Origin of the sequence: Methylophilus sp. 'Pure River' (assembly GCF_046765995.1) — a bacterium.
In the GTDB taxonomy this organism is placed as follows: Bacteria; Pseudomonadota; Gammaproteobacteria; order Burkholderiales; family Methylophilaceae; genus Methylophilus.
The window spans coordinates 74,930-97,899 of the sequence record NZ_JBKOUE010000008.1; the positions used below are offsets into that span (position 1 = coordinate 74,930).

General features: G+C 46.5%; 25 protein-coding genes. 22 read left to right on the plus strand and 3 right to left on the minus strand.

The annotated features are described in order from the left end of the window. The first annotated feature begins 2 nt into the window (after nt 1-2). From ACIDE9_RS10800 to ACIDE9_RS10865, 14 genes are all read left to right on the plus strand, one after another. A complete protein-coding gene (locus ACIDE9_RS10800) occupies nt 3-1,193 on the plus strand; it encodes an ATP-grasp domain-containing protein (protein WP_411994766.1) in 1,191 nt (396 codons plus the stop codon). Then, a complete protein-coding gene (locus ACIDE9_RS10805; protein ID WP_411994768.1) occupies nt 1,186-1,992 on the plus strand; it encodes an amidohydrolase family protein in 807 nt (268 codons plus the stop codon). The genes ACIDE9_RS10800 and ACIDE9_RS10805 overlap by 8 nt, the downstream gene beginning before the upstream one ends. Continuing rightward, nucleotides 1,989-2,672, plus strand: a complete 684-nt coding sequence (locus ACIDE9_RS10810; protein WP_411994770.1) for a class I SAM-dependent methyltransferase — start codon at nt 1,989-1,991, stop codon at nt 2,670-2,672. Before ACIDE9_RS10805 ends, ACIDE9_RS10810 begins: the two co-directional genes overlap by 4 nt. Before the next feature lie 32 nt (nt 2,673-2,704). Next, nucleotides 2,705-3,424 (plus strand): RraA family protein, encoded by a 720-nt coding sequence (locus ACIDE9_RS10815; protein ID WP_411994772.1) that lies wholly within the window; start codon nt 2,705-2,707, stop codon nt 3,422-3,424. Between the two features lie 96 nt (nt 3,425-3,520). Next, nucleotides 3,521-4,657, plus strand: coding sequence for a dTDP-4-amino-4,6-dideoxygalactose transaminase (gene rffA / locus ACIDE9_RS10820; protein WP_411994773.1), 1,137 nt, complete (start codon nt 3,521-3,523; stop codon nt 4,655-4,657). Continuing rightward, a complete protein-coding gene (locus ACIDE9_RS10825) occupies nt 4,644-5,348 on the plus strand; it encodes a class I SAM-dependent methyltransferase (protein WP_411994775.1) in 705 nt (234 codons plus the stop codon). The genes rffA and ACIDE9_RS10825 overlap by 14 nt, the downstream gene beginning before the upstream one ends. Further along, nucleotides 5,345-6,781 (plus strand): MOP flippase family protein, encoded by a 1,437-nt coding sequence (locus ACIDE9_RS10830; protein WP_411994777.1) that lies wholly within the window; start codon nt 5,345-5,347, stop codon nt 6,779-6,781. The genes ACIDE9_RS10825 and ACIDE9_RS10830 overlap by 4 nt, the downstream gene beginning before the upstream one ends. Before the next feature lie 106 nt (nt 6,782-6,887). Beyond that, nucleotides 6,888-7,802 carry a glycosyltransferase family 2 protein gene (locus ACIDE9_RS10835; RefSeq protein ID WP_411994779.1) on the plus strand — a complete coding sequence of 305 codons (915 nt, stop codon included), beginning with the start codon at nt 6,888-6,890 and terminating at the stop codon, nt 7,800-7,802. After that, nucleotides 7,795-8,466, plus strand: a complete 672-nt coding sequence (locus ACIDE9_RS10840; RefSeq protein ID WP_411994780.1) for a CatB-related O-acetyltransferase — start codon at nt 7,795-7,797, stop codon at nt 8,464-8,466. The genes ACIDE9_RS10835 and ACIDE9_RS10840 overlap by 8 nt, the downstream gene beginning before the upstream one ends. A 21-nt stretch (nt 8,467-8,487) precedes the next feature. Further along, entirely contained in the window at nt 8,488-9,246 is a 759-nt protein-coding gene (locus tag ACIDE9_RS10845) for a glycosyltransferase family 2 protein (RefSeq protein ID WP_411994782.1), read from the plus strand. Then, nucleotides 9,246-10,136, plus strand: a complete 891-nt coding sequence (locus ACIDE9_RS10850) for an NAD-dependent epimerase/dehydratase family protein (protein ID WP_411994784.1) — start codon at nt 9,246-9,248, stop codon at nt 10,134-10,136. The genes ACIDE9_RS10845 and ACIDE9_RS10850 overlap by 1 nt, the downstream gene beginning before the upstream one ends. Next, nucleotides 10,130-10,702 carry a sugar transferase gene (locus tag ACIDE9_RS10855; protein ID WP_411994786.1) on the plus strand — a complete coding sequence of 191 codons (573 nt, stop codon included), beginning with the start codon at nt 10,130-10,132 and terminating at the stop codon, nt 10,700-10,702. Before ACIDE9_RS10850 ends, ACIDE9_RS10855 begins: the two co-directional genes overlap by 7 nt. A 17-nt stretch (nt 10,703-10,719) precedes the next feature. Continuing rightward, nucleotides 10,720-12,639 carry a polysaccharide biosynthesis protein gene (locus ACIDE9_RS10860; protein ID WP_411994788.1) on the plus strand — a complete coding sequence of 640 codons (1,920 nt, stop codon included), beginning with the start codon at nt 10,720-10,722 and terminating at the stop codon, nt 12,637-12,639. Between the two features lie 93 nt (nt 12,640-12,732). Beyond that, nucleotides 12,733-14,655, plus strand: a complete 1,923-nt coding sequence (locus tag ACIDE9_RS10865; RefSeq protein WP_411994790.1) for an ATP-binding cassette domain-containing protein — start codon at nt 12,733-12,735, stop codon at nt 14,653-14,655. A 79-nt stretch (nt 14,656-14,734) separates the two neighbouring features. Here ACIDE9_RS10865 and ACIDE9_RS10870 read toward each other — a convergent pair whose 3' ends face one another. From ACIDE9_RS10870 to flgA, 3 genes are all read right to left on the minus strand, one after another. Continuing rightward, nucleotides 14,735-15,217 carry a flagella synthesis protein FlgN gene (locus ACIDE9_RS10870; RefSeq protein WP_370583258.1) on the minus strand — a complete coding sequence of 161 codons (483 nt, stop codon included), beginning with the start codon at nt 15,215-15,217 and terminating at the stop codon, nt 14,735-14,737. A gap of 2 nt (nt 15,218-15,219) precedes the next feature. Beyond that, nucleotides 15,220-15,543 (minus strand): flagellar biosynthesis anti-sigma factor FlgM, encoded by a 324-nt coding sequence (gene flgM, locus ACIDE9_RS10875; protein WP_194754308.1) that lies wholly within the window; start codon nt 15,541-15,543, stop codon nt 15,220-15,222. A gap of 168 nt (nt 15,544-15,711) precedes the next feature. Further along, nucleotides 15,712-16,473: a flagellar basal body P-ring formation chaperone FlgA gene (gene flgA / locus ACIDE9_RS10880; RefSeq protein ID WP_194754307.1), complete on the minus strand. Its 762-nt coding sequence runs from the start codon at nt 16,471-16,473 to the stop codon at nt 15,712-15,714. A 236-nt stretch (nt 16,474-16,709) separates the two neighbouring features. Between flgA and flgB the strand changes: the two genes are divergently transcribed. The 8 genes from flgB to ACIDE9_RS10920 all read left to right on the plus strand — a co-directional run bounded on the left by flgB (nt 16,710) and on the right by ACIDE9_RS10920 (nt 22,969). After that, a complete protein-coding gene (gene flgB, locus ACIDE9_RS10885; RefSeq protein WP_194754306.1) occupies nt 16,710-17,144 on the plus strand; it encodes a flagellar basal body rod protein FlgB in 435 nt (144 codons plus the stop codon). A 16-nt stretch (nt 17,145-17,160) separates the two neighbouring features. Beyond that, a complete protein-coding gene (gene flgC, locus ACIDE9_RS10890; protein ID WP_194742118.1) occupies nt 17,161-17,565 on the plus strand; it encodes a flagellar basal body rod protein FlgC in 405 nt (134 codons plus the stop codon). A gap of 20 nt (nt 17,566-17,585) precedes the next feature. Then, a complete protein-coding gene (locus ACIDE9_RS10895; RefSeq protein ID WP_411994794.1) occupies nt 17,586-18,254 on the plus strand; it encodes a flagellar hook assembly protein FlgD in 669 nt (222 codons plus the stop codon). A 39-nt stretch (nt 18,255-18,293) separates the two neighbouring features. Then, the gene (flgE, locus tag ACIDE9_RS10900) at nt 18,294-19,505 is read left to right on the plus strand and encodes a flagellar hook protein FlgE (RefSeq protein WP_194742120.1); all 1,212 of its coding nucleotides are present in this window, start codon (nt 18,294-18,296) and stop codon (nt 19,503-19,505) included. A gap of 36 nt (nt 19,506-19,541) precedes the next feature. After that, nucleotides 19,542-20,285, plus strand: coding sequence for a flagellar basal-body rod protein FlgF (gene flgF / locus ACIDE9_RS10905; RefSeq protein ID WP_194742121.1), 744 nt, complete (start codon nt 19,542-19,544; stop codon nt 20,283-20,285). A 53-nt stretch (nt 20,286-20,338) separates the two neighbouring features. Further along, on the plus strand, nt 20,339-21,121 hold the full coding sequence (gene flgG / locus ACIDE9_RS10910; protein ID WP_194742122.1) for a flagellar basal-body rod protein FlgG: 783 nt from the start codon (nt 20,339-20,341) through the stop codon (nt 21,119-21,121). Nucleotides 21,122-21,161: 40 nt separating this feature from the next. Beyond that, complete coding sequence (locus ACIDE9_RS10915) at nt 21,162-21,812, plus strand: flagellar basal body L-ring protein FlgH (RefSeq protein ID WP_194754303.1); 651 nt, start codon at nt 21,162-21,164, stop codon at nt 21,810-21,812. Nucleotides 21,813-21,889: 77 nt separating this feature from the next. Beyond that, nucleotides 21,890-22,969, plus strand: coding sequence for a flagellar basal body P-ring protein FlgI (locus tag ACIDE9_RS10920; protein WP_194754561.1), 1,080 nt, complete (start codon nt 21,890-21,892; stop codon nt 22,967-22,969). Nucleotide 22,970: the final 1 nt, after the last annotated feature.

Sequence of the window (22,970 nt, forward strand, 5' to 3'; positions counted from 1 at the left end):
AAATGAAACGCATCATGATTATTGCTGGTGGAGAGTGGCAGATTCCAGTCATTCGCAAAGCCAAACAATTAGGCTTATTTGTAATAAACACTAACTTATACCCCCAATCTTTAGGTTTCAACGATGCTGATGTTGGATTAGTTGCAGACGTTTTAGATAAAGACCAAAACCTAGCCTATGCAAAAGAATGGAACGTAGATGCAGTAATCACAGATCAAAGTGATATTGCTGTCCCCACTGTTGCATATGTTGCAGAACATATGCAATTAAAAGGCGTCGGTACAGCAGTCGCAGATCTATTTACAAACAAATCCTTGATGAGAAGTTTTTGTGTGAAACATGACTTTCCATCACCACATTTCAAATTGTGTAATGAGTTGAAAGATGCAATTGCGTTTTTAAACGAATGCAATTTTCCATTAGTTGTAAAACCACCTGCTAATCAATCAAGTAGAGGGGTTTTAAAAGTTACTAATATGCATGAATTAGAGCATGCTTATACATCAGCTATGCATCACAGCAAAGATGAAACAGTACTTATTGAGGAGTTTATTGGTGGGGTTGAACTGACTGTTGATGGTGTACAGTTGAATACTGGCGAACATTACAGCTTGGCAACATCGACCAAAACTCATTATGCTCACAATGAAATGATTGCAAACCAATTATGGTTTAGCCAGCAACATCCAGAGATTGATTTCGATGCTCTTCACGATCAACACAATCAGATGGTAAAACTAATGGGCCTACCTTTTGGATTAACGCATGCTGAATATAAATATCATGCAGGTAAGTTTTACCTAGTTGAGATCGCAGCTCGTGGTGGAGGTACAAAAATATCTTCTGACATTGTGCCTTTAATGAGTGGCATAGATAGCAATAATTTGTTGATACGAATGGCTTTGGGTGAAAGGATTAATGAAATTCATCCAGAGGCTCGCAAAATAACTTCCGTTTTAGATTTTTTTGAATTCAGCCCAGGAAAAGTCAAAACAATTCAAGGGATTGAGCAAGCTAGTGCACTCTCTGGCGTTATTAGCATCGGATTAAATATTGAAGAAGGCGACATTATTGAAGAGGTGTCAGATGATCGCTCCAGGCATGGCTATATTATTGCATACGCAGAAAATACCGAGTCTTTAAAAAGCTTGCTACGTAAAATACATCAGACAGTGCAGATTACTTATGAATGAAATAGCGATTTTTGACAGCCTAACCCACCCAATGCCTAACAGTGCGTGGATCAACTCACAGTTCGATCAGCAAAACTCTATCCAGAAGCTCACCGCGAGCATGAAGGTGCACAATATACAATGGGCTCTCGCCGTTGGTATGGGAAGTGAAATAGGTGGCTACCATGAAAAAACGTATGCTTCATTCGTACGCGACCACTCAGAAAATCTTTTCCCAATCGCTTTTTTGAATTTTGATGTTTTGAATACAGGCACAACGGTTATAGCGTATTTAGCGAGTTTAAAAAAACTGGGTTATGTTGGAATCAAAATACACCCAAGAATATCAAGCATTACTTACTCGAACAAATTTCTGATCAGTATCATCAAAGAAGCGAATCAACTTGGACTAGTAGTTTTACTGTGCACATACTTCTGGAGTAGAGATAAGAAAATGTGTGCCAACAATCCAGAACAACTGCTTGAGCTCTTGTGTGAGGTCCCTGAAGAAAAGATAGTCCTTCTTCACGGTGGCGCAGTAAGACTGCTAGAAGTGGCTGAAATTGCAAGGCAATTTCATGGCGTGCTGTTAGACCTTTCATTTACGTTGTGCAAATATGAAGGCAGCTCTATTGATCTGGATATTCGGTATCTCTTCGAAAAATTTGATCGGCGAATATGCATTGGCTCAGACAGCCCTGAATTCGATCTTTCTAAGTTGAGGCAACGGTTTAATCAATTAACTGAAGGATTGGATATTGTGAAGAAAAAAAATATTGGATTCCAAAACTTACAGGCTTATGTCGGAGCTGACCTATGAGTATCTCTATGCCTTTATCCGATAAGCAAGAAACTATCGAACGATACTCTTCAAGATACCAAAAGTTTGGCTATTCCCCTAAGTCCTTAGGTTGGGACAAAGGTAAGCAGGATGTGCGCTTTGAGATACTGACATCACAGTATGACTTTTCCGAAAAATCTATACTTGATATTGGCTGTGGATTTGGTGATTTAAATAAAACGCTCAATGAAAAATATGCAAATAATTACTCTTACCTTGGAGTAGACCTTGTACCGGATTTAGTTAACGAAGCCCGTAAACAGTATGTGGGTGACAAGATTAACTTCAGAACAGGAGATTTCTTAGATATATCGTTTGAAAATACATTCGATTTTGTGATTGCCTCCGGGATTTTTAATCACCGCCTCAACAATGCAAATAATTACGACTTAATTGAAGCTGCGATTATCAAAGCATTATCATTATCTAACGATGGGCTAGCTTTTGATTTTCTTTCGGATAAAGTTGACTATCAGTTGGAACACACATTCCATAGTTCTCCAGAGAAAATACTGTCTATCGCATATAAATACTCCAGAAACATTGTGATACGTAATGATTATATGCCCTTCGAGTTTGCCTTATTTATTTTCAAAGATGACTCTTTCTCGACGGAAGATACCCTCTTTAATCAATTTAAAAAGCAAATGAACAAGTAAATTTATCTATTAGAAATTTATTGGGGAAAAAAGTGAGTTATAGAAGTAAAATCATTGATTTTTGTACTGAAAATCGCGTTTCAACAACAGAAGTTGCTGACGCATTGGGAAAGTCAGGTGTACTGCCAAAAGTAACTGCGCTAAACCCTAATCAGTACAGAGTGGGTCCCGTCAGAGCGATATTTACTGCGCACAACTCGAACTATGCAGTGCATGAGCAAATACGAGAAGTAAAAAAGGGCGAAGTTGTTATCATCTTCGCACATGCATGTGAGGACAGGGCCATTATCGGAGATCTGGTATCTAAATACATCTTATTGTACAAGGGCGCTGCGGCTCTTGTCGTACAAGGGTTAGTACGAGACGCTGCAACCTTAAAGCGTCAAAATTATTCCGTTTGGGCAGAAGGCGTTTCTCCACTGGGCTGCTTTAATGATCCGGCCAAACCGTATCCCGAAGACCTGGAAAAGCAAATGCGCTCTACCTATGAAGGTGGAATTGCAATATGTGATGATGGTGGAGTGACTGTTATACCAGCCGACAGATTGAATGAAGAAATGCTGACCCAGTTAAAACTGATCGAAATGCAAGAGGATATATGGTTCTTTTGTCTTGACACATTAAAATGGGATACAAAAAAAATAGTATGCGATAAGGCATATCTAACCGAGCAAAGTTTGCTATCAAGCACCCATATCGAACAGTTAAGCGAATTATCAAAAGCGCTAGATCTTGGAAAAACTAGTGAATAACAGTTTTTCTGATCATTTTGCGCTATAACGTCATAGTGCCCATATAGTCAGAGCAAAAATACCTATTCATTTAGTAAAAGAAAAGAATCCCAAAGCATGATTCCATTTAATCGACCACCATACACAGGCAATGAAGAACAGCACGTATTGAATGCTATGCGCAGTGAAAAAATTTCTGGCGATGGCAAATACGGATTACTCTGTCAGCAGTGGTTTGAAGAAAAACTGAATTGTAACAAGGCATTACTAACCCCTTCGTGCACACAGGCTCTCGAAATTGCTGCAATTTTAATAGATATACAACCCGGTGATGAAGTTATCATGCCTAGCTACACGTTTGTCAGCACGGCAAATGCATTCGTTATGCGTGGTGCTAAAATCGTCTTCGTTGATATTAGGCCAGATACGCTAAACATTGACGAACGACTGATTGAAGCTGCAATCACCTCGAAAACCAAAGCAATTGTGCCAGTGCATTATGCGGGTGTTGGCTGCGACATGGATGTGATCATGGACATCGCTAATCGACACCATCTTTATGTTGTTGAAGATGCTGCCCAAGGCATGATGTCGACCTACAAAGGTAAACAACTGGGCTCTATTGGTCATTTGGCAGCGTTCAGCTTTCATGAAACTAAAAACCTCACCAGCGGCGGCGAAGGTGGGTTACTCATTATTAACGACCCACAATTTGTTGCGCGTGCAGAGATTATTCGCGAAAAAGGTACCAACCGTAGCCAGTTTTTCCGTGGCATGGTCGATAAATATACCTGGGTAGATATTGGTAGTAGCTATTTACCGAGTGAGATACAAGCGGCCTACCTTTGGGCACAATTAGAGCTAGCAGATCAAATTACTGAGAACAGATTGGCAAGTTGGAATAGTTACTACGAACAACTAAGCAATTTAGCAACACAGGAAAAGTTCGAACTTCCGATCATTCCTGAAAATTGCCAACATAACGGGCATATGTTTTATCTTAAAACTAAAGATCTGTTACAGCGCACCGAATTGCTGTCACATCTGAAAGCCGAAGGGGTTTATGCTGTTTTCCACTACGTGCCGCTGCACAACGCGCCAGCAGGAAAAGAGTTTTCCCGATTTAATGGTGCAGATCTGTTCACAACCACAGAGAGTGAGCGGCTGATCAGATTACCCATGTGGTTCAATCTTGACCAAGACTCGTTGAACCATGTAGTGAAAAGTGTTTTGAGTTTTTATGAAAAAAATTAGCGGCCAGCACTCTAATCGCCGCCTTTACAACTGGTTGGCTTATGACATCGGTGATCGCTTTCTCAAAAAGCATTCCGACAAATATAAAGGGCAACTTTACGACCTGGGCTGTGGCGAAGCACCTCATAAGGAGTTTTTTCTTAGTTATGCCGAGAGTTACATAGGCGTCGACTGGACTGGGAGCTACCATAACACGCATGCGGATATTAGCGCCGACCTCAATCTTGAACTTCCTATCTACTCAGAGGTTGCCGATACTGTGATCTCTATGTCAGTCATGGAACACTTGCGTGAACCTCAAATAATGCTTAACGAAGCAAGAAGGATTTTAAAACCTGGTGGAAACATCGTGATGCAAGTGCCATGGCAGTGGTGGTTACATGAGGTGCCATACGACTTCTTTAGATACACGCCCTACGGCCTTAAATATATGTTGGAAAAAGCAGGCTTTACTGATGTTGCGGTTGAGCCGCAATCGGGTTTTTTTAGCATGTGGTTTTTAAAGTTTAACTACTTTAGCTTGCGACTATTGCGTGGCCCCCGCTTGGTTAAAGCAATACTTGCAGTTGCACTTCTGCCTTTTTGGTCTTTAGGGCAATTAATTGCCCCCTACCTGGACAAATTAGACTCAAATTGGAGTGCCGAAACCATAGGTTACTTTGTAACAGCCAAAAAACCATTGGCCAAATGACCCTCAAAAAACAAGCATTTTCTGCTATTCGGTGGACATCGTTTTCTTTGTTTACGAGGGCTTTTTTGCAATTTGCTCAGATTGCCATTTTAGCCAGAATATTAACGCCTGCGGACTTTGGCCTTGCTGCTATCGTGACGTCCATCATGGCTTTCTTGCAGATTTTCGCAGATGCCGGCATAAGCAATGCAATTATTCACCACCAGAACATTTCTAACGATCAACAATCAAGCCTGTATTGGCTCAATGTTTGTGCCACATCGGTGTTAGCGATTGTGCTCGTGCTATTTAGCGGGCTGCTGGCAACATGGTATGAACAGCCAAATCTGGATAACTTAATTATATTGGCTGCGCTGGCAATGATAGCAAGCTCTATTGGTCTACAGCTACGCTTAAAAGCACAGAAAAGCCTCAATTTTTCGCCTCTGGCCAGAGTGGATGTATCAGCGGCGCTTTTAGGCTTTATATCTGCCATCGCCTCCGCATTTGTTGGGTTTGGCGTTTATTCTTTACTTATTGGTGCATTAATCACCTCAGTATTAAGTAGCTTGTTGTCATGGATCTATTTATCAGATGGCTGGAGACCACTAATAAGACTAAAGCTGAGCGAAATTCGTGAATTCTTGCAATTTGGCGGCTACATGATGGCTAACAATCTAGCTAACTCATTCAACTCACAAATTGATGTTTTGCTAGGGGGCAAAATGATGTCAGCGCAGGCAATTGGCCAATATAGCATCGCCAAAAGTCTTAACTTGAATATTGCCATGATTGTTAACCCGATTGTGACGCAAGTGGGCCTCCCTGTAATGGCGCAAACGCAAAATGACCCCGCTCTGCTAAAACGCATCTATTTACAGACGATGCTCATGACGGCATCGATCAATTTTCCTATATACATCTTTCTGATCTTTTTTGCCCCCGAAGTTGTCGCTTTGTATTTAGGCGAGAGTTGGGCTTCGACCATCCCGTTAATGCAAATATTTGCAGCATGGGCATTACTCAGATCTACGGGTAATCCAGTCGGGAGCTTACTGATGGCTAAAGGCCGAGCAGACCTCAGTTTTAAATGGAACCTGATATGGCTGTTTATCACCCCACCTGCGATTTGGTTAGGCAGTCACTATGGTGCAACAGGTATGGCAACGTCCATGGTGCTTCTGGGATTGATAGGTTATTGGCCCAATTGGTTTTTTTTAGTTAGACCGCTCTCGGGTATCACTTTTATAGAATACTCCTTCCTTTTACTGAAACCTCTGCTAACGTCAGTATGTGCTGTAGTGATTAGTTATTTGGGCGTTATGCTTATCACTGCTTCACTTTTGAGGATAATATTCAGTTTATTAATTTTCTCTACTTCTTACCTAATTCTAAGTTTTTACTTTAATCAACAATGGTTTAAAACAATAAGAGACTTTCTCAAAGGAAAATGATCGAATAACATGCTAATGCATGCGATCACTTTTCAATTGCATCCCTGTTAAAATCTTAACAAGTTAAGTAAGTTAACAGTAACGACCTCAGAATGAGTACAAAACTTTGAATTATGCACCTATTGCCCTTTTTGTTTACAATCGCCCGCAGCACACACAGGAGACAGTACAAGCACTGTTAAAAAATCCTGAATGTGCTCAGTCTGACCTTTATATTTTTTCAGATGCCGCAAAAAATGTAGATGCTCAAGACGCTGTTAGCCAAGTCAGGGAGTATGTCCGTCAAGTTTCAGGGTTTCAGACCATTACGATTATTGAAAGGGAAGAAAATTTGGGGCTCGCAAATTCAATTATTGATGGCGTGACTCAGCTTTGTCATCAGTATGGCAAAGTAATTGTTTTAGAAGACGATCTGGAAACATCACCCTACTTTCTGAAGTATATGAATGATGGCCTATCAGTATATGAGTTTCAAAATCAGGTCAGTAGTGTCTCTGGCTATATGTATCCCATAGACCTTGCAGAAAAAGATAAAACATTCCTTTCAAAGATGCCCCAAAGCTGGGGCTGGGCTACCTGGAGTAGAGCTTGGGGCGATTTTAATGTGGATGGCTCTGCGCTACTCACTAAACTATCGCAAAGTAAGTCACTTGGTTCATTTAATAAAAACGGCCCTCACAATTACGTCAAAATGCTCCAAAACCAGATTAAGGGAAAAAACAACTCCTGGTATATACGCTGGTATGCCAGTTTGTTTTTAAAACAGAAGTTAACCCTTATGCCATGTACTTCCTTAATTAGAAATATTGGTATTGATGGTTCTGGGACCCATTGCGCGGAATGGCGATATAACCCTTTTTATGGTGTAGCCTCTAAGGAGCCTGTAACTGTTTCACTCGAACACGTAGTGGTCGATCAAGAAATAGAAAAGAAGCTGGCTACATATTACAAAAAAGTAAAACTACTCAGATATATCAACTTCGTAAGCCGTCTTATAAACGGATGGAGAAAATATGTTTGACGTATTCGTTTGGATTTTTTTTAGACGACTCTTATATTCATTTAAATTGAGTTGCTTTAAAAGCTCGGCTTTCTGCTACGCAGACAATAGATCTACTTTCATGGGGTTTAATAGGCTATACGCAGGTAGTATTGTGAAAGATTCGCACTTGGGACGATTCACTTACATTGCAGGTGCTAGGATTCAATCCTCTCACATAGGAAATTTTTGTAGTATTGGCCCAGGCACCAGAGTAGGTGGCCTTGGACGTCATCCAACACACTGGATTTCGACACACCCCGCTTTTTTTTCTACACTAAAACAAGCCAGTTTTACATTCAGCAAAAAAAATCACTTTCAAGAGTTGGCTGATATTCATATTGGTCACGATGTATGGATTGGTGCAGGTGTACTGGTCCTTGATGGTGTGAAAATAGGTAATGGCGCAGTTATTGCTGCTGGCGCTGTTGTTAATAAAGATGTTGAGCCTTATGCAATTGTTGGTGGAGTCCCTGCGAAACTGATTCGCTATAGATTCGACCAAGCTACGATTCAGAAACTACTTTCAATTGCTTGGTGGGACTGGCCTACTGAGAAACTGGAGAAATTCGCACATCTATTCCGTAGTGACTTTACGGATCAAAGCATATTGTTGTTAGAGTCACACAACTCAACAACAGATTAGAAAAACTTAGTTTGAAATTCAATGAAAATATCTATTATTACGGTCTGCTATAACAGTGCCGATACCATCACAGACACCATCACATCAGTAGCCTCGCAGCAATACAATGACAAGGAACATATCATTGTAGACGGTGCATCTCGTGATGGCACCATGGATATTGTTAAAAGCGCTGTAAGTATCACACGCTATGTTTCAGAGCCTGACAAAGGTATTTACGATGGTATGAACAAAGGACTGAAGCTGGCAACTGGGGATGTCATCGGCTTGCTCAATGCTGATGATTTTTATACTGATGACACAGTGCTTACCCAGGTCGCCGAGGTATTCAAAAATCCCAACATACAGGCTTGTTTTGCAAACTTGGTATATGTTGACCAACACGACACCTCGCGTGTGGTGCGTTATTGGAAATCTCGGCCTTATCAACAAGGCTTATTCAAAAGTGGTTGGATGCCGGCCCACCCAACTTTCTTTGTAAGGCGTGCGGTATATGAGAAATTTGGGGATTTCGATCTGGATTTCCCGCGTCAGGCCGATTTTGAACTGACCATGCGCTTTCTGGAGATCCATCAGATAAAATCCATGTATATACCGAGAATCTGGGTAAAGATGCGTATTGGCGGCGCATCCAACAATAGTATCAAAGGCATTATCAAAGGAAATCTGGAGGCGTATCGAGCCTGTAAACTACACCGCTTACCAGTGGGTCCTTTTTTTATTGCCAGAAAAATCCTTTCCAGAATTCCGCAGTTCTTTAGCAAACCAGAGCTGAAATAATGCAAGTATTGGTCACAGGAGCCAGCGGTTTTGTCGGCCAGACATTATGTAAGCAACTGGCTGCGCATAACCATGCTTACAACGTAGTACGGCGTGAAGCGCTTGATCCTGCATGCTACTCTGGTGCTTATGACTGCATGATACACTTAGCAGGGCGAGCCCATGTGATGCATGACAAGGCAACTGATATCTACCGGGCTTACGCGACAGTCAATATTGAGTACACATTTAAAGTTGCTGAACTGGCCAGGCAGTTGCAAATCAAGCGCTTTGTGTTTTTAAGCTCAATCAAGGTGAATGGTGAAGCATCGGTACACCCCTTTACCGAAACAGATCCACCAGCTCCCCTAGATGCTTACGGGAAAACCAAAATGGAAGCAGAGTTTGTTCTGAGAGAATTCTGCACCAAGCATCAAATAGAATTGGTCATTATCCGCCCTCCCCTTATTTACGGGCCCGGTGTAAAAGCCAACTTTAAGCAGCTGATCAAACTTTGTTTATTACCAGTTCCCTTACCACTTGCTTCGCTCAACAACAAACGCAGTTTTGTTAACTTGGATAACCTTGTGGATTTTATTATTTTGTGCTGCACCCATCAGCAGGCTGCTAATCAAACATTTCTGATATCGGATGATGAAGATATGACGATCGCAGAGTTAATAAGAACAGTCAGGCGCGCCAACCAGCAGACATCAAGGTTGTTTCCTGTGCCGCCCTGGCTTCTGCAATATTTATTCGAATTTATTGGAAAATCAGGATTGACTCAGCGACTGTTGGGTACTCTACAGGTGGATATCTCCAAAGCAAAAACATTGCTCGGCTGGCAACCGATATTGAGTTTTCATGATGGCATTGCAAAGACGTTAAAAGAAACACAATCAATATGTTAAAACAGCTATCCGATCTCCTCCTGAGCCTTCTGGCTATCACTTTGTTATCTCCACTAATGTTGCTTACCTACCTGTTGGTAAAGTTCACATCAAAAGGACCTGCACTTTACTGGAGTAGACGTGTAGGCAGGTATAACAAAACTTTCCTGATGCCCAAATTCCGCTCCATGCGTATAGGGACGCCGCAGATCGCTACCCATTTGATGAACCAGCAGGCTAACCCGGATAGTTTTCTGACACCTGTGGGCAGTCTTATCCGCAAAACGAGTCTGGATGAATTGCCGCAGTTGTGGAGCGTGCTTAAAGGGGACATGTCGATTGTGGGGCCGCGCCCTGCCCTGTTTAATCAGGATGACCTCGTTAGCTTGCGCACAGAGCATGGCGTACATACTTTAAAACCGGGCATTACTGGCTGGGCACAAATCAATGGTCGGGATGAAATTCCGATTCCGCAGAAAGTAGCGCTAGATCTGTATTATCTTCAACATCAATCCCTGCTTCTGGACATAAAGATTGTCATGCTAACGGCGATCAAAGTGTTAAGACGTGATAACATCACGCATTGATTATCAGGTAGTTAAGCATGCCTAAACTTCTGGCTCGTTTCTTATCATTGCTAGCTTATACCCATGATGCAATTGTGATCGTCGTTGCATGGTGGATGGCATTCGCACTTCGCTTCAATTTTCATATCCCCGAAAAATTCATCAGTTATATACTGGAAAGCCTGCCAGTCATTTTTATTTTTCATAGCATATGCTTTTATAGCTTTGGCTTATACAAAGGTGTTTGGCGTTTTGCCAGCCTGCCAGATTTAAAACGAATCATGCGTGCAGTGGCATTTGCAGCGTTGCTTAGTGCCACATTCGCATTGCTCGTACACCCTTCTATTGTTATCCCTCGCTCTGTGCTGATTCTCAACCCCATGTTATTGCTGTTAACCATGGGAGGTAGCCGCTTTATTTATCGCGCCTGGAAAGAACGTCGATTGTTCAATACGCTCGCGGTTCAAGGCAAGCCTGTGATTGTGATTGGCGTCGAGGATGCCTCTTTTAACCTGATTAAAGAGTTGAGCAAGAACCCTGAGTGGCGTGTCGTGGCGATGGTTGACCCTAGTAACAAACTGGTTGGGCGCGAGATTATGCACACTAAGGTCGAGGGTGGGTTAGAAGATATGGCGCAGATTGCGGCACGGCATGGTTGCCAGCATTGCATGATTGCGATGCCGGCTAGCAGGCATGAAAAACGTCGTTTAGCAGTTGAGGCGGCTCGTAAAGTCGAGGGTATGGAGGTATTGACCTTGCCTGCCATGTCGGACTTGATCAGTGGCCGCATCAGTTTGTCGCAGATTCGCAAGATTGATGTGGAGGATTTGCTAGGGCGCGATGTGGTGCAGTTAGACACGCATGGTCTGAGCAGTATGCTAGCGAACAAAGTGGTGCTGGTGTCTGGTGCTGCGGGCTCAATAGGTTCTGAGTTATGTCGCCAGATATTGAGCTTTCACCCGACGCAGTTAATTTGCCTGGATATTTCTGAATATGCGCTTTATACCTTGCAGCAGGAATTTAGCCAGTGGGTGACGGATACCGAGTTGGTGTACCTGGTGGCCGATGTGAAAAACCAGACGCGTATTCAGCGTATTTTGCAAAGCCATCAACCTGATGTGGTGTTGCATGCTGGCGCGTACAAGCACGTGCCGATGATGGAGCACTTTAATGTGGTGGAGGCCTTGCAGAATAACGCCCATGGCACCTACCAGATTGCGTCAGCTTGCCAGGCGGCGGGTGTCCCAACGTTTGTGCTGGTTTCAACCGATAAAGCCGTGAATCCCACCAATGTGATGGGTGCCAGCAAACGGCTGGCGGAGCTGATTTGCCAGGGATTGCAGCATGGCGAGAATAGCCGCACGCGTTTTATCACGGTGCGTTTTGGCAATGTGCTGGGCAGTAGCGGTAGCGTCATTCCCAAGTTCCGTGAGCAGATTGCCCATGGCGGCCCCATTACCATTACCCACCCAGAAATCACACGTTACTTTATGTCTATCCCCGAGGCGGCGCAATTAGTGTTGCAGGCAGCCACCATGGGTAATGGCGGCGAGGTGTTTGTGCTGGACATGGGCACGCCTGTCAGGATTATCGACTTGGCACGCGATATGATTAAACTATCTGGCTTGCAAGAGCAGGATATTCGTATTGAGTTTACCGGCTTGCGCCCAGGCGAAAAACTGTATGAAGAATTGTTGGCAGATGATGAAAACACGCTGCCCACCAGCCATGAAAAACTGCGCATTGCGCAAGCCCGTAGTGCAGATGCACTTTGGTTGGCCAATCTGCTGGATTGGTTAAGCAATATGCCACATTTACAAGAAACACAAATCAAGCAGGACTTGCAGCGCTGGGTGGAGGAGTATCAACCTGATACCCGCCCGGCGCCTGATGTTTCGCTGCGCGGCGGTGCGTTATCGCTAGATACCCTGCCCTCGCCTTCACAGCAGATACACTGATAGATTCTTTTATTTACGCATTAAGCGTAGTGTATGGTTTGATGTCGTTTACAATATCGAATCGATTCAACAACCTCTGCCCCATCCCCCTTTATGCCTCATATTACGCTTGATAATGCCAGCCTGGCATTTGGTCATCATGCTTTACTTGCCCAAGCCTCTTTCCAGTTAGACCCAGGCGAGCGCGTCGGTTTGATTGGCCGCAATGGTGCCGGTAAATCCAGTTTACTGAAAGCCATTGCCGGTACCATCAAACTGGATGACGGCACTGTATGGCGGGCACCAAACGTACGCGTGGTCTATGTGCCACAAGAGCCCGAGCTGGATAAGGCGCACACCGTATTTGAAGCGGTGGCAGAAGGCTTGGGCAGCTTGCAGCAAACCATCATTGACTACCATCAAGTGACCCATGACATGGGCCTGCCGGATGCCAATATTGAGGCGCTGATGGAGCGCATGCAGGCCTTACAGCATGAAATGGATGCGCAAAATGGATGGGTAGCGCAATCACGTGTCGAAACTGTGCTTAGCCGCTTAAAGCTGGATGCAGATGTCCTGATCTCTACCCTTTCTGGTGGCTGGCGTAAACGCGTAGCGCTTGGCCGGGCGCTGGTTGCGGAGCCTGAAGTTTTACTATTGGATGAGCCAACCAACCATTTAGACCTGGAAGCCATCGAGTGGCTGGAAGATTTGCTACTCGGGTTTAATGGCAGTGTGTTGTTCATTACCCACGACCGTCGTTTTTTGGACAAGCTGGCCACACGTATTACCGAGCTGGACCGCGGCAATCTGACAGACTTTGTAGGCAATTTTTCCCAATATCAAGTTAAAAAAGAAGAGCTGCTCGCCGTCGAAGAAACCCATGCGGCTAAGTTCGACAAATTCCTGGCACAGGAAGAAGTCTGGATCCGCCAAGGCATTAAAGCACGCCGTACACGTAATGAAGGACGCGTAAGAAGACTGGAAGCGCTACGTTTAGACCGTGCAGCCAGACGTGAGCGTCAGGGCGATGTCAAACTCAACCTGGATGCGGGAGAACGTAGCGGGAAACTGGTGGCAGAGCTTGATCAGGTCTATAAGTCCTATGGTGACAAAACCTTAATCAAAGGCTTCAGTACCCGTATTTTGCGTGGCGATAAAATCGGTTTATTAGGGCCCAACGGCATTGGGAAATCCACGCTATTGAAACTGATTTTAGGTGACATTGAAGCAGATAGTGGCGAGATTCAGCGCGGCACAAAAATCAATGTCGCTTATTTTGACCAGATGCGTGAGCAGTTAGATGAAGAAGCCACCTTGGCTGACACCATTAGCCCGGGTTCGGACTTTGTTGAAATCGGCAATGAACGTAAACATGTGATCAGTTATCTGGAAGACTTTCTGTTTCCACCACAACGCTCACGCTCACCAGTAAAGTCCCTGTCTGGGGGTGAACGCAACCGTTTACTGCTAGCGCGCCTGTTTGCGCGCCCCGCCAATGTACTGGTGTTGGATGAGCCTACCAATGACCTGGATATTGATACGCTGGAGTTATTGGAGACGCTATTACAGGACTATTCAGGCACCCTTTTTCTCGTCAGCCATGATCGGGCGTTTTTAGAAAACACCGTCACGCAAGTGATTGCTTTTGAAGGACAAGGGAAACTAACCGAGTTTGGTGGTGGCTACGATGACTGGTTAAGATTTACCCAGGATCGTGCCAGCAAACCGAGTATTAGCAAATCAGCGCCTATGCCCAAAGTATCTGTGGCCGCGCCAGTAGCAAACACACCCGCACCTAAGGTCACACCCCGAAAAACATTGAGCTTTAAAGAACAGCGTGAGCTGGAAGCGTTGCCGGCAGAGATTGAGCAGTTGGAACAAGAGCAAGCTGAAATCCAGACCCAGTTTGCACAAGGTGATATTTATAAACAGGCGCCTGAGCAGGTCAAACAGTTGCAAGACAGGCTGGACGACATTGAATTGTTGATCCTGGAAAAACTCGCGCGCTGGGAAGCGTTGGAAAACCTGGCTTAAGCCATTTCTAGAGCCTTAAAAACACAACAGCCGAAGAGATTCTCTTCGGCTGTTGTGTTTTTAAGCGTATGAAGCGTGTTTACACTGAAAAACCACTGCGGCTGGCGTTGGCTCTATGGGCTTGACCATTCTTACCATAAAACTGCGGGGCAGAGCTCTTGCCGTTCAATGCATCCAGTTTTTCCTGGTTACGTATGAAATTCTTGTTGATCAGAATACCATTCAGGCGATTCAGTTCTTTGGCCTGTACCAGTTGTTGCTGGAAAGTCACCCAGGCGGAATCCAGCAATGGGCTAGACTGTGTTTGCAACCAGGCAGACATGCCTTGTTCATTTGGCTCAAAACCGGCCGCGGCCAGTGCGTCATAACGTGAATTAGCGGCGGCACCTAATGCTTGTAGCAGTTCAACACGTTTATCTACCATGCGCTCAATCACATCCAGGTCAGCGCTGACCAAAGCGGACTGTTCAGACTGCAAATCATTCAAAAGTTCTGAAACCAGTGCGGCGTCTTTTTCAAACGTTACTGGAGAAGAAGATAAATGCGTTGCAGTCGCCATCATAGTCACCCTTTATTATTCGGTTGTATCAAATCTTTTACGGTTTGCAGCAAACCATCTGCCACTTTGGCCGTATCAACGGAGAAGTCACCGCGCGCAATCGCCGCTTTGATTTCTTCGACCTTGTTTGTATCAAAGACTTCACCAGACGCTAATCCGGCTTCTAATGACTGCAACTGCACAGAGGCAGAAGATAAAGTCACATTGTCTGTAGAGGCAGTGCTAGACGTATTTGCCGCTTTGTCACTACCTTTGCTCGCAGACCCTTTGTCCAATGTCGGCTTGTCTACGCCAACACCCAATTTTTTAATAGAATCTGAAATGTTCATGCCGTACCTCTTCTGATTTTGAATTGTGTCAGGGCTTATCAAAGTCAAAACCCTCATTCGTTAACAGTACTATCGGCATAGTTTAAGCGAACTTTAGTGCTTAATATACTTTTTATCGCATGTTTATAATTTTCAGACATTTTTTAATTAAAAAGGTTGTCCATCTGACTAAAAGCGCACGTCTACCTTACCGGAAGACTGCGCAACGCCTTTTACAATCTGGCCGCTGCTGACTTTCACATCAACCACCTGACCAACATTCGCGGTTTGCATGGCGGTGCCATCAGCCGAGATGACAAAGCCGTCACCACGACTATTTAATTGAACAGTTTGCCCTTGCTTAATCACCGGTACAGACTTAAGCAGTTCAGGTCTTAACACGGTGCCCAATGGCAAATTCAATGCTGCCTGTTTACCCTCCAGCATAGAGAGATCGGTAATAATGCCAGCTGGCAATTTACTTAAATCCCCAGACTGCATGACCACGTCTGTGGTTTGTACTGGTGAGCCCTGGCTGACTGGCAAGCCAGTGACGGCATATTCTCCCCACACCTGCACATCCGCCTGTACATAGAGTGTCCATGGCTTGGTGTCAGATTGCAGGCAACGCACACCAATATGGGTTTTACCCCACAAACGTGCGCCCTGTACGGTAAATCCTTCCATCAAGGCACACTCAGCAATGCGGATACGGCTGTCCAGCGGCTGAATCTCGATATTGACTTTGCCCGGATAGCCTTGTGTCTGGCTTTGCACATATTGCATCGCCGTCTGATACAAGCGGCTGTGCATGTCATTGCCTGCCGTGGCAGCGCCCGCTGCATGCTGATTCGCAATCACAGTGCGGTCTGCCGCGTGCGCAGAGCCACTCATCAGCCATAACAGGCTAACAATAAGCATCATCACAATCTGGGGCTGGAGTTGTTTCATGTGCCCTATTCTACGCATCACGGGCAAGTTTAATCCCGGAATTAAAGGGGATTTCCCCCGTTTAATTGAAGAATCATTGCATAGGCCGCGGCGTACACTAGGCATAGCTAGTAAAAGTCATGTGTGAAAGCAGACCTGCTTAATCGGGTTAACGGCTGCAGATGGCAAAACTTTAGAGGTTCGAAAGCAACAGGATTCGAACAGGGCTTGAGAAACAGCCAGGAAAGGATGAAACGATGATAAACAAACTGGACGCCGCACTGAATTTCCATCAGACGGCATTGCGCGTGCGCAATCAACGTCAAGAGCTGTTGGCATCGAATATTGCCAATGCAGATACGCCGCAATATAAAGCGCGTGACATCGACTTTCAGTCTGCCATGAAGGCAGCACTGCAACCCAATGCCTCTGCTGGCACAGCCACCACCAATGGTGCATTGCAACAAACCAATGCGGGCCATATGAATGGCACGGGCAGCAGCGGCTATGTCAGTGGCGCCAGTGACCCACTGTTCCGCTCCGTGGTGCAAGGCTCTGCCGATGGCAACACGGTCGACATGGATGTGGAGCGTAATGCTTATGTCGATAACGGTATCCGTTACGAGGCCAGCCTGACCATGATAGGCGGCCAGATTAAGAAAATGCTGTCCGCAATTAACGGCCAGCAATAATTAAAGGAGGTCTGTCATGTCTCTGTTTAACGTATTCAAAATTTCCGGCTCAGCCATGAGTGCGCAATCCATGCGCCTCAACACCGTGGCCAGTAACCTCGCCAACGCAGATAGCGTGGTGAGTTCCGATGGCAAGCCCTACCAGTCTAAACAAGTCGTGTTCAAGGCTGTGCAGGATGCAGCGAATAAGAGCAGCACGGTCGAAGTCGAGCGTGTGATTGAAGATACCAAGCCCGGCAAAATGGTCTACGACCCCAAGCACCCAATGGCCAATGCCGATGGCTACATCACCATGCCGAATGTCAATGTAACTGAAGAAATGGTGAACATGATTTCAGCCTCACGCGCTTACCAAAACAACGTGGAAACCATGAATGCGGCGAAAACCATGTTGCTTAAAACACTGAATATCGGTCAATAACCTGCAGAAAGGACTTCAGCATGACCACCGTTAATACCAACAACCAGGTGTCACAGGATTTACTGAATTCAGTGAACACTCGCAACAGTGCCAGCACCACCGATGAAACACAGGACCGTTTCATGACCCTGCTGGTGACGCAGATGAAGAACCAGGATCCGTTGAACCCGATGGATAACGCCCAGGTCACCAGCCAGATGGCGCAGTTGAATACGGTCACTGGCATCAACAAGCTGAATGAAACCATGAGCAGCCTGATCGGCAGCGTACAGCTTGGCCAGTCTTACCAGGCCACCAGCATGATAGGCCGCAACGTATTGGTAGAAGGCAAAACCCTGACTCATACCGAAACGGGCGGTTACTTCGGCGTGAATGTGCCGAATGGTGCCGACGGCTTGACGGTTGCCATTAAAAACGGCTCGGGTGCCACCATACGTACCCTCACGTTTGGCAAGCAGGATGTTGGCGTGAACGCCTTAAACTGGGATGGCAAGATGGATGACGGCACGACCGCTCCAAGTGGTGATTACACCTATGAGATCACGGCAAAAACGGGGGATACCACAGTGAAGAGTACCGCCCTCAGCCTGGCACAGGTACAAAGCGTGACCACCAGCACCAGTGGCGCAAAACTGAACTTAAGCAACAACACGTCGGTGGCGATTGCAGACATTCAAGAGATTTTCTAATTCCTACTTAGATTTTAGTCTTTATCAAGGAGAGATAACATGGCTTTTTCACAAGGCTTAAGTGGTTTAAACGCAGCGTCCAAAGCGCTGGAAGTGATTGGCAACAACGTTTCTAACGCTAACACCGTTGGCTTTAAACAGTCTCGTGCAGAATTTGCTGATGTGTTCGCCGCCTCATTGAGCGGCGCCGGTGCCACCCAAATCGGTATTGGTACCAAGATTTCTGATGTTGCCCAGCAGTTTACCCAGGGCAATATTACTGCCACCAACAACACCCTGGACGTGGCGATTAACGGTGCTGGCTTCTTCCGCCTGAGTAACAATGGCGCAGTGACTTACACCCGTAACGGCCAGTTCCAGATGGATAAAAATGGTTATATCGTCACCAGTGATGGCAAACGCCTGATGGGTAACAGCGCTGACAACCTGAACGGTTCCAGCCCGGTAGAGATCCAGATCGATACCAGCGACCTGCAACCAGTGGCGAGTAGTAAAATCACCGGCACCTTGAACCTCAACTCCGCCAGTGCCAACATTGACCAGACAGTGACGCCATTCAGCTCGACTGACCCAACCAGCTATACCAACTCCACTGCGATCACGGTCTATGACAACCTGGGCAACTCACACAATGTACAAAACTACTATGTGAAAACTGCGGCTAACACCTGGAGCGTCTACACCACAGTAGATGGCTCTGATGTGACCCCTACGCCTACACCATCCATGGTGTTTAACGCAGGTGGCTATGACTCAACCAACTCCACCGTGTCACCGATCAGCTTTACGCCTACCACGGGTGGCGCCACTATGAATATCAGTTTTGATTATTCAACCAGCACCCAGTATGGCTCTTCTTTCAGCGTGAACAAGCTGAGCCAGGACGGTTACTCTTCTGGCCGTATTGCCAGCTTCACCATTGGTGATGATGGCATTATCCAGGGCCGCTATACCAACGGCCAATCCAAAGACCTGGGCCGTGTGATTCTGGCTAACTTTGTGAACCCGAACGGTTTGCAATCCCTCGGTGGTAACCAGTGGATGGCAACTTACGAATCTGGTGATGAGCTGATTGGTGCGCCTGGTAGCAGTACATTAGGTGTATTGCAATCATCCGCAGTCGAAGACTCCAACGTCGACCTGACCGCAGAACTGGTGAACATGATCACCGCACAGCGTGTCTACCAGGCCAACGCACAAACCATTAAAACGCAAGATCAGGTCATGCAGACTTTGGTCAACCTGCGTTAATAAGGGTTTGATTAACTTCTTGATAGGGGCAGCTTTATGGATCGTCTGATATACACTGCAATGACTGGCGCCAAGCATATTTTGGAGCAACAGGCGACCACTGCCCACAACCTGGCTAACGCCACCACGACCGGCTTTAAAGCCCAGGTGGACAGTTTCCGTGCAGTGCCGATTCTAGGCGATGGCTTGCCTACGCGCGCCTTTGTCGTCGATGCCACAGTTGGCACCGACTACAAAGCCGGCAGTATCCAGCATACCGGCCGCGACCTGGATGTCGCCGTACAAGGCCAGGGCTGGATTGCCGTGCAGCGTGCCGATGGTTCAGAAGGATACACCCGTAACGGCTCGCTCAAAATTAATGAGAACGGGCAGTTACAAACCGAATCCGGCCTCAATGTGATGGGCGATGCAGGCCCGATCAGCATTCCGCCTAACGTGATTGTCAGTATCGGTGGCGATGGCACGATTTCCAGCGTCAACGACTTTACTGCTCCAGGCGCGACCACCATTCTGGGCCGGATCAAACTGGCGAACCCGCCAGAAGCTTCGCTCAAGCGCGCAGATGATGGCCTGTTTGTGACCAGCAACGGCCAGGCCGCACCACTGGACCCTAACGTAAAAGTGGCTGGCGGCGCTTTGGAAACCAGCAATGTCAACGTGGTCGAAACCATGGTGAACATGATCAGCCTGGCGCGCCAGTTTGAAATGCAAATGAAAATGCTGGAAAACGCGCAAAACAACGCTGGAAAAGCCGATCAGCTCTTCAGTATGAATGGCTAAGGCTTGCACTAATATTGCAGTATGAAAACGGGTTTAAGCCCAAGGAGTGAACGATGATACGCTCATTATGGATTTCCAAAACCGGTCTGGATGCACAACAAATGCAGATGGACGTGATTTCAAACAACCTGGCCAACGTCAGCACCAGCGGCTTTAAAAAGTCACGCGCAGTGTTTGAGGACCTGCTCTACCAGAACATTCGCCAGGTAGGCTCACAAAGCTCGCAACAAAGCCAGCTGCCCAGCGGTTTGCAATTAGGTACCGGTGTAAAACCGGTGGCGACCGAGCGTATTTTCACGCAAGGCAACTTGCAACAAACCAGCAACGACAAAGACGTCGCTATTCAGGGCCAGGGCTTTTTCCAGATTCTGTTGCCTGATGGCACAACGGCGTATACCCGCGATGGTTCCTTCCAGGTTGATAGCCAGGGCCAACTGGTGACCGCCAGCGGCTTTCCGGTACAACCGTCAATTACGATTCCAGCCAATGCGCAAAGCTTATCCATTGGCAGAGATGGTGTGGTCTCGATTACCACCCCTAACTCAACAGCCACGACCCAGATTGGCCAGATTCAGTTAGCCACGTTTATCAACCCGACTGGTTTGCAGTCTAAAGGTGAAAACCTGTATGTAGAAACCACCGCATCAGGCAATCCTAATACTAACGTACCAGGCACCAATGGTGCGGGTCTGCTTTCACAAGGCTATGTTGAGACGTCCAACGTTAACGTGGTCGAAGAGCTGGTGAGCATGATTCAAACCCAGCGTGCCTATGAAATTAACAGCAAGGCGATTACAACCTCGGACCAGATGCTGCAAAAACTGTCGCAGATGTAATCCCTGCTTGAGGATCACTCAAATGATGAATAGAACGATCATGAGCTTACTACTTTGCTTGGCGTTTTCTCAATTACTGAACGGCTGCTCCATTACGCCGTCAACCATTGTGCAAAAACCGGACACGCCACGCGTCGCCATGGCACGCCCAGACGCGCGCACTGAAGGCGCCATTTTCAACAGTGCAGGCTTTCGCCCATTGTTTGAAGACCGCCGCCCACGCTATGTAGGCGATATCGTCACTGTTCGCATTGCAGAAAATACCACTGCTAACAAGGCTTCTGATAACGAGCAAACCAAAGATGGCTCAACAGCCGCTTCTGTGACTGGCCTGTTTGGTCACAATGTGCCTAAAGCCGCCTTTAACGCCAGCTCAGCGCTGTCATTTAAAGACAAAGCAGCGGCAGATGCCAGCAATACCTTTAGTGGCTCTGTGACAGCGACCGTGACCGATGTGCTGCCAAATGGCTACCTGGTGATCAGCGGCGAGAAACAGATTGGCTTTGATAAAGGGACAGAATATGTCCGCTTCTCTGGCATCGTCAACCCGGACATGATTACCATCGGCAACGAAGTGGTTTCAACCAAAGTGGCTGATGCGCGTATTGAATACCGCAGCAACAGCAAAATGGATGCCGCCGAAGTGCTGTCCATGTTCTCGCGCTTTTTCCTTAGCATGATTCCATTGTAGGAGAGTTGATCATGCCCATACTGACACACAGATTATTTCGCACCGTACAGCGCGGCCAACGCGCTGTTGCCTATGGCATGCTGGCATGTGGCCTGTTACTGGCCACGCCTTTCGCTCAAGCTGAGCGCATCAAGGATATCAGCAATATTCAGGGCGTACGCGCCAACCAGTTGATTGGTTACGGCTTGGTCGTTGGCCTGGATGGCACAGGCGACATGACTACGCAAACCCCGTTCACTGTGCAAAGTATTATCAGCATGATGAACCAGATGGGTATTACCTTACCACCTGGCACCAACCTGCAATTGAAAAACGTAGCTGCAGTGATGGTCACCAGCTCCCTGCCCGCTTTCGCACAACCGGGCCAAACCTTGGATGTGACAGTATCCTCCATGGGTAACGCCAAGAGCTTGCGCGGCGGCACCTTGCTGATGACGCCTCTGAAAGGTGCAGACGGTCAAATTTATGCCATGGGCCAGGGCAACCTGGTCGTCGGTGGTGTCGGCGCGGCAGCCAATGGCAGCCAGACCCAGATCAACCACTTAAGCGTAGGCCGTATTTCTGAAGGCGCCACGGTTGAACGTGCCCTGCCCAACACCCTGCTGCACCAGGATGTAGTGAAACTCGAATTGAAGGAAAGTGACTTCTCGACCGCCAACAATGTGGTTGAAGCCATTAACAAGAAATTTGGCCCGATGACTGCGCAAGCCGAAAGTGGCCGCGTGATTCAGGTGCGCCCACCTGAAAGCATGAGCCGCGTTTCTTTCCTGGCTAACCTGGAAACGATTAATGTGGCGCTGGCGGCAACCCCGGCCAAGATTATCCTCAATGCACGTACCGGCTCTGTGGTCATGAACAAAGCGGTGACACTGGATAGCTGCGCAGTCTCACACGGCAACCTGTCGGTGGTGATTAATACTTCACCGGTGATTAGCCAGCCTGGCCCATTCTCCAATGGCCAGACGATTTCCACCGCCGTGTCAGAAATTAACATTAACAAAGAGCCAGGCAAAGTGCTTAAGCTGAATAACGGCGCAAACTTGTCTGATGTAGTCAAAGCGCTCAACGCGATTGGTACCACACCACAGGACTTACTGGCGATTTTGCAAGCCATGAAAGCGGCCGGTGCCTTGAATGCCGAGCTTGAGGTGATTTAAG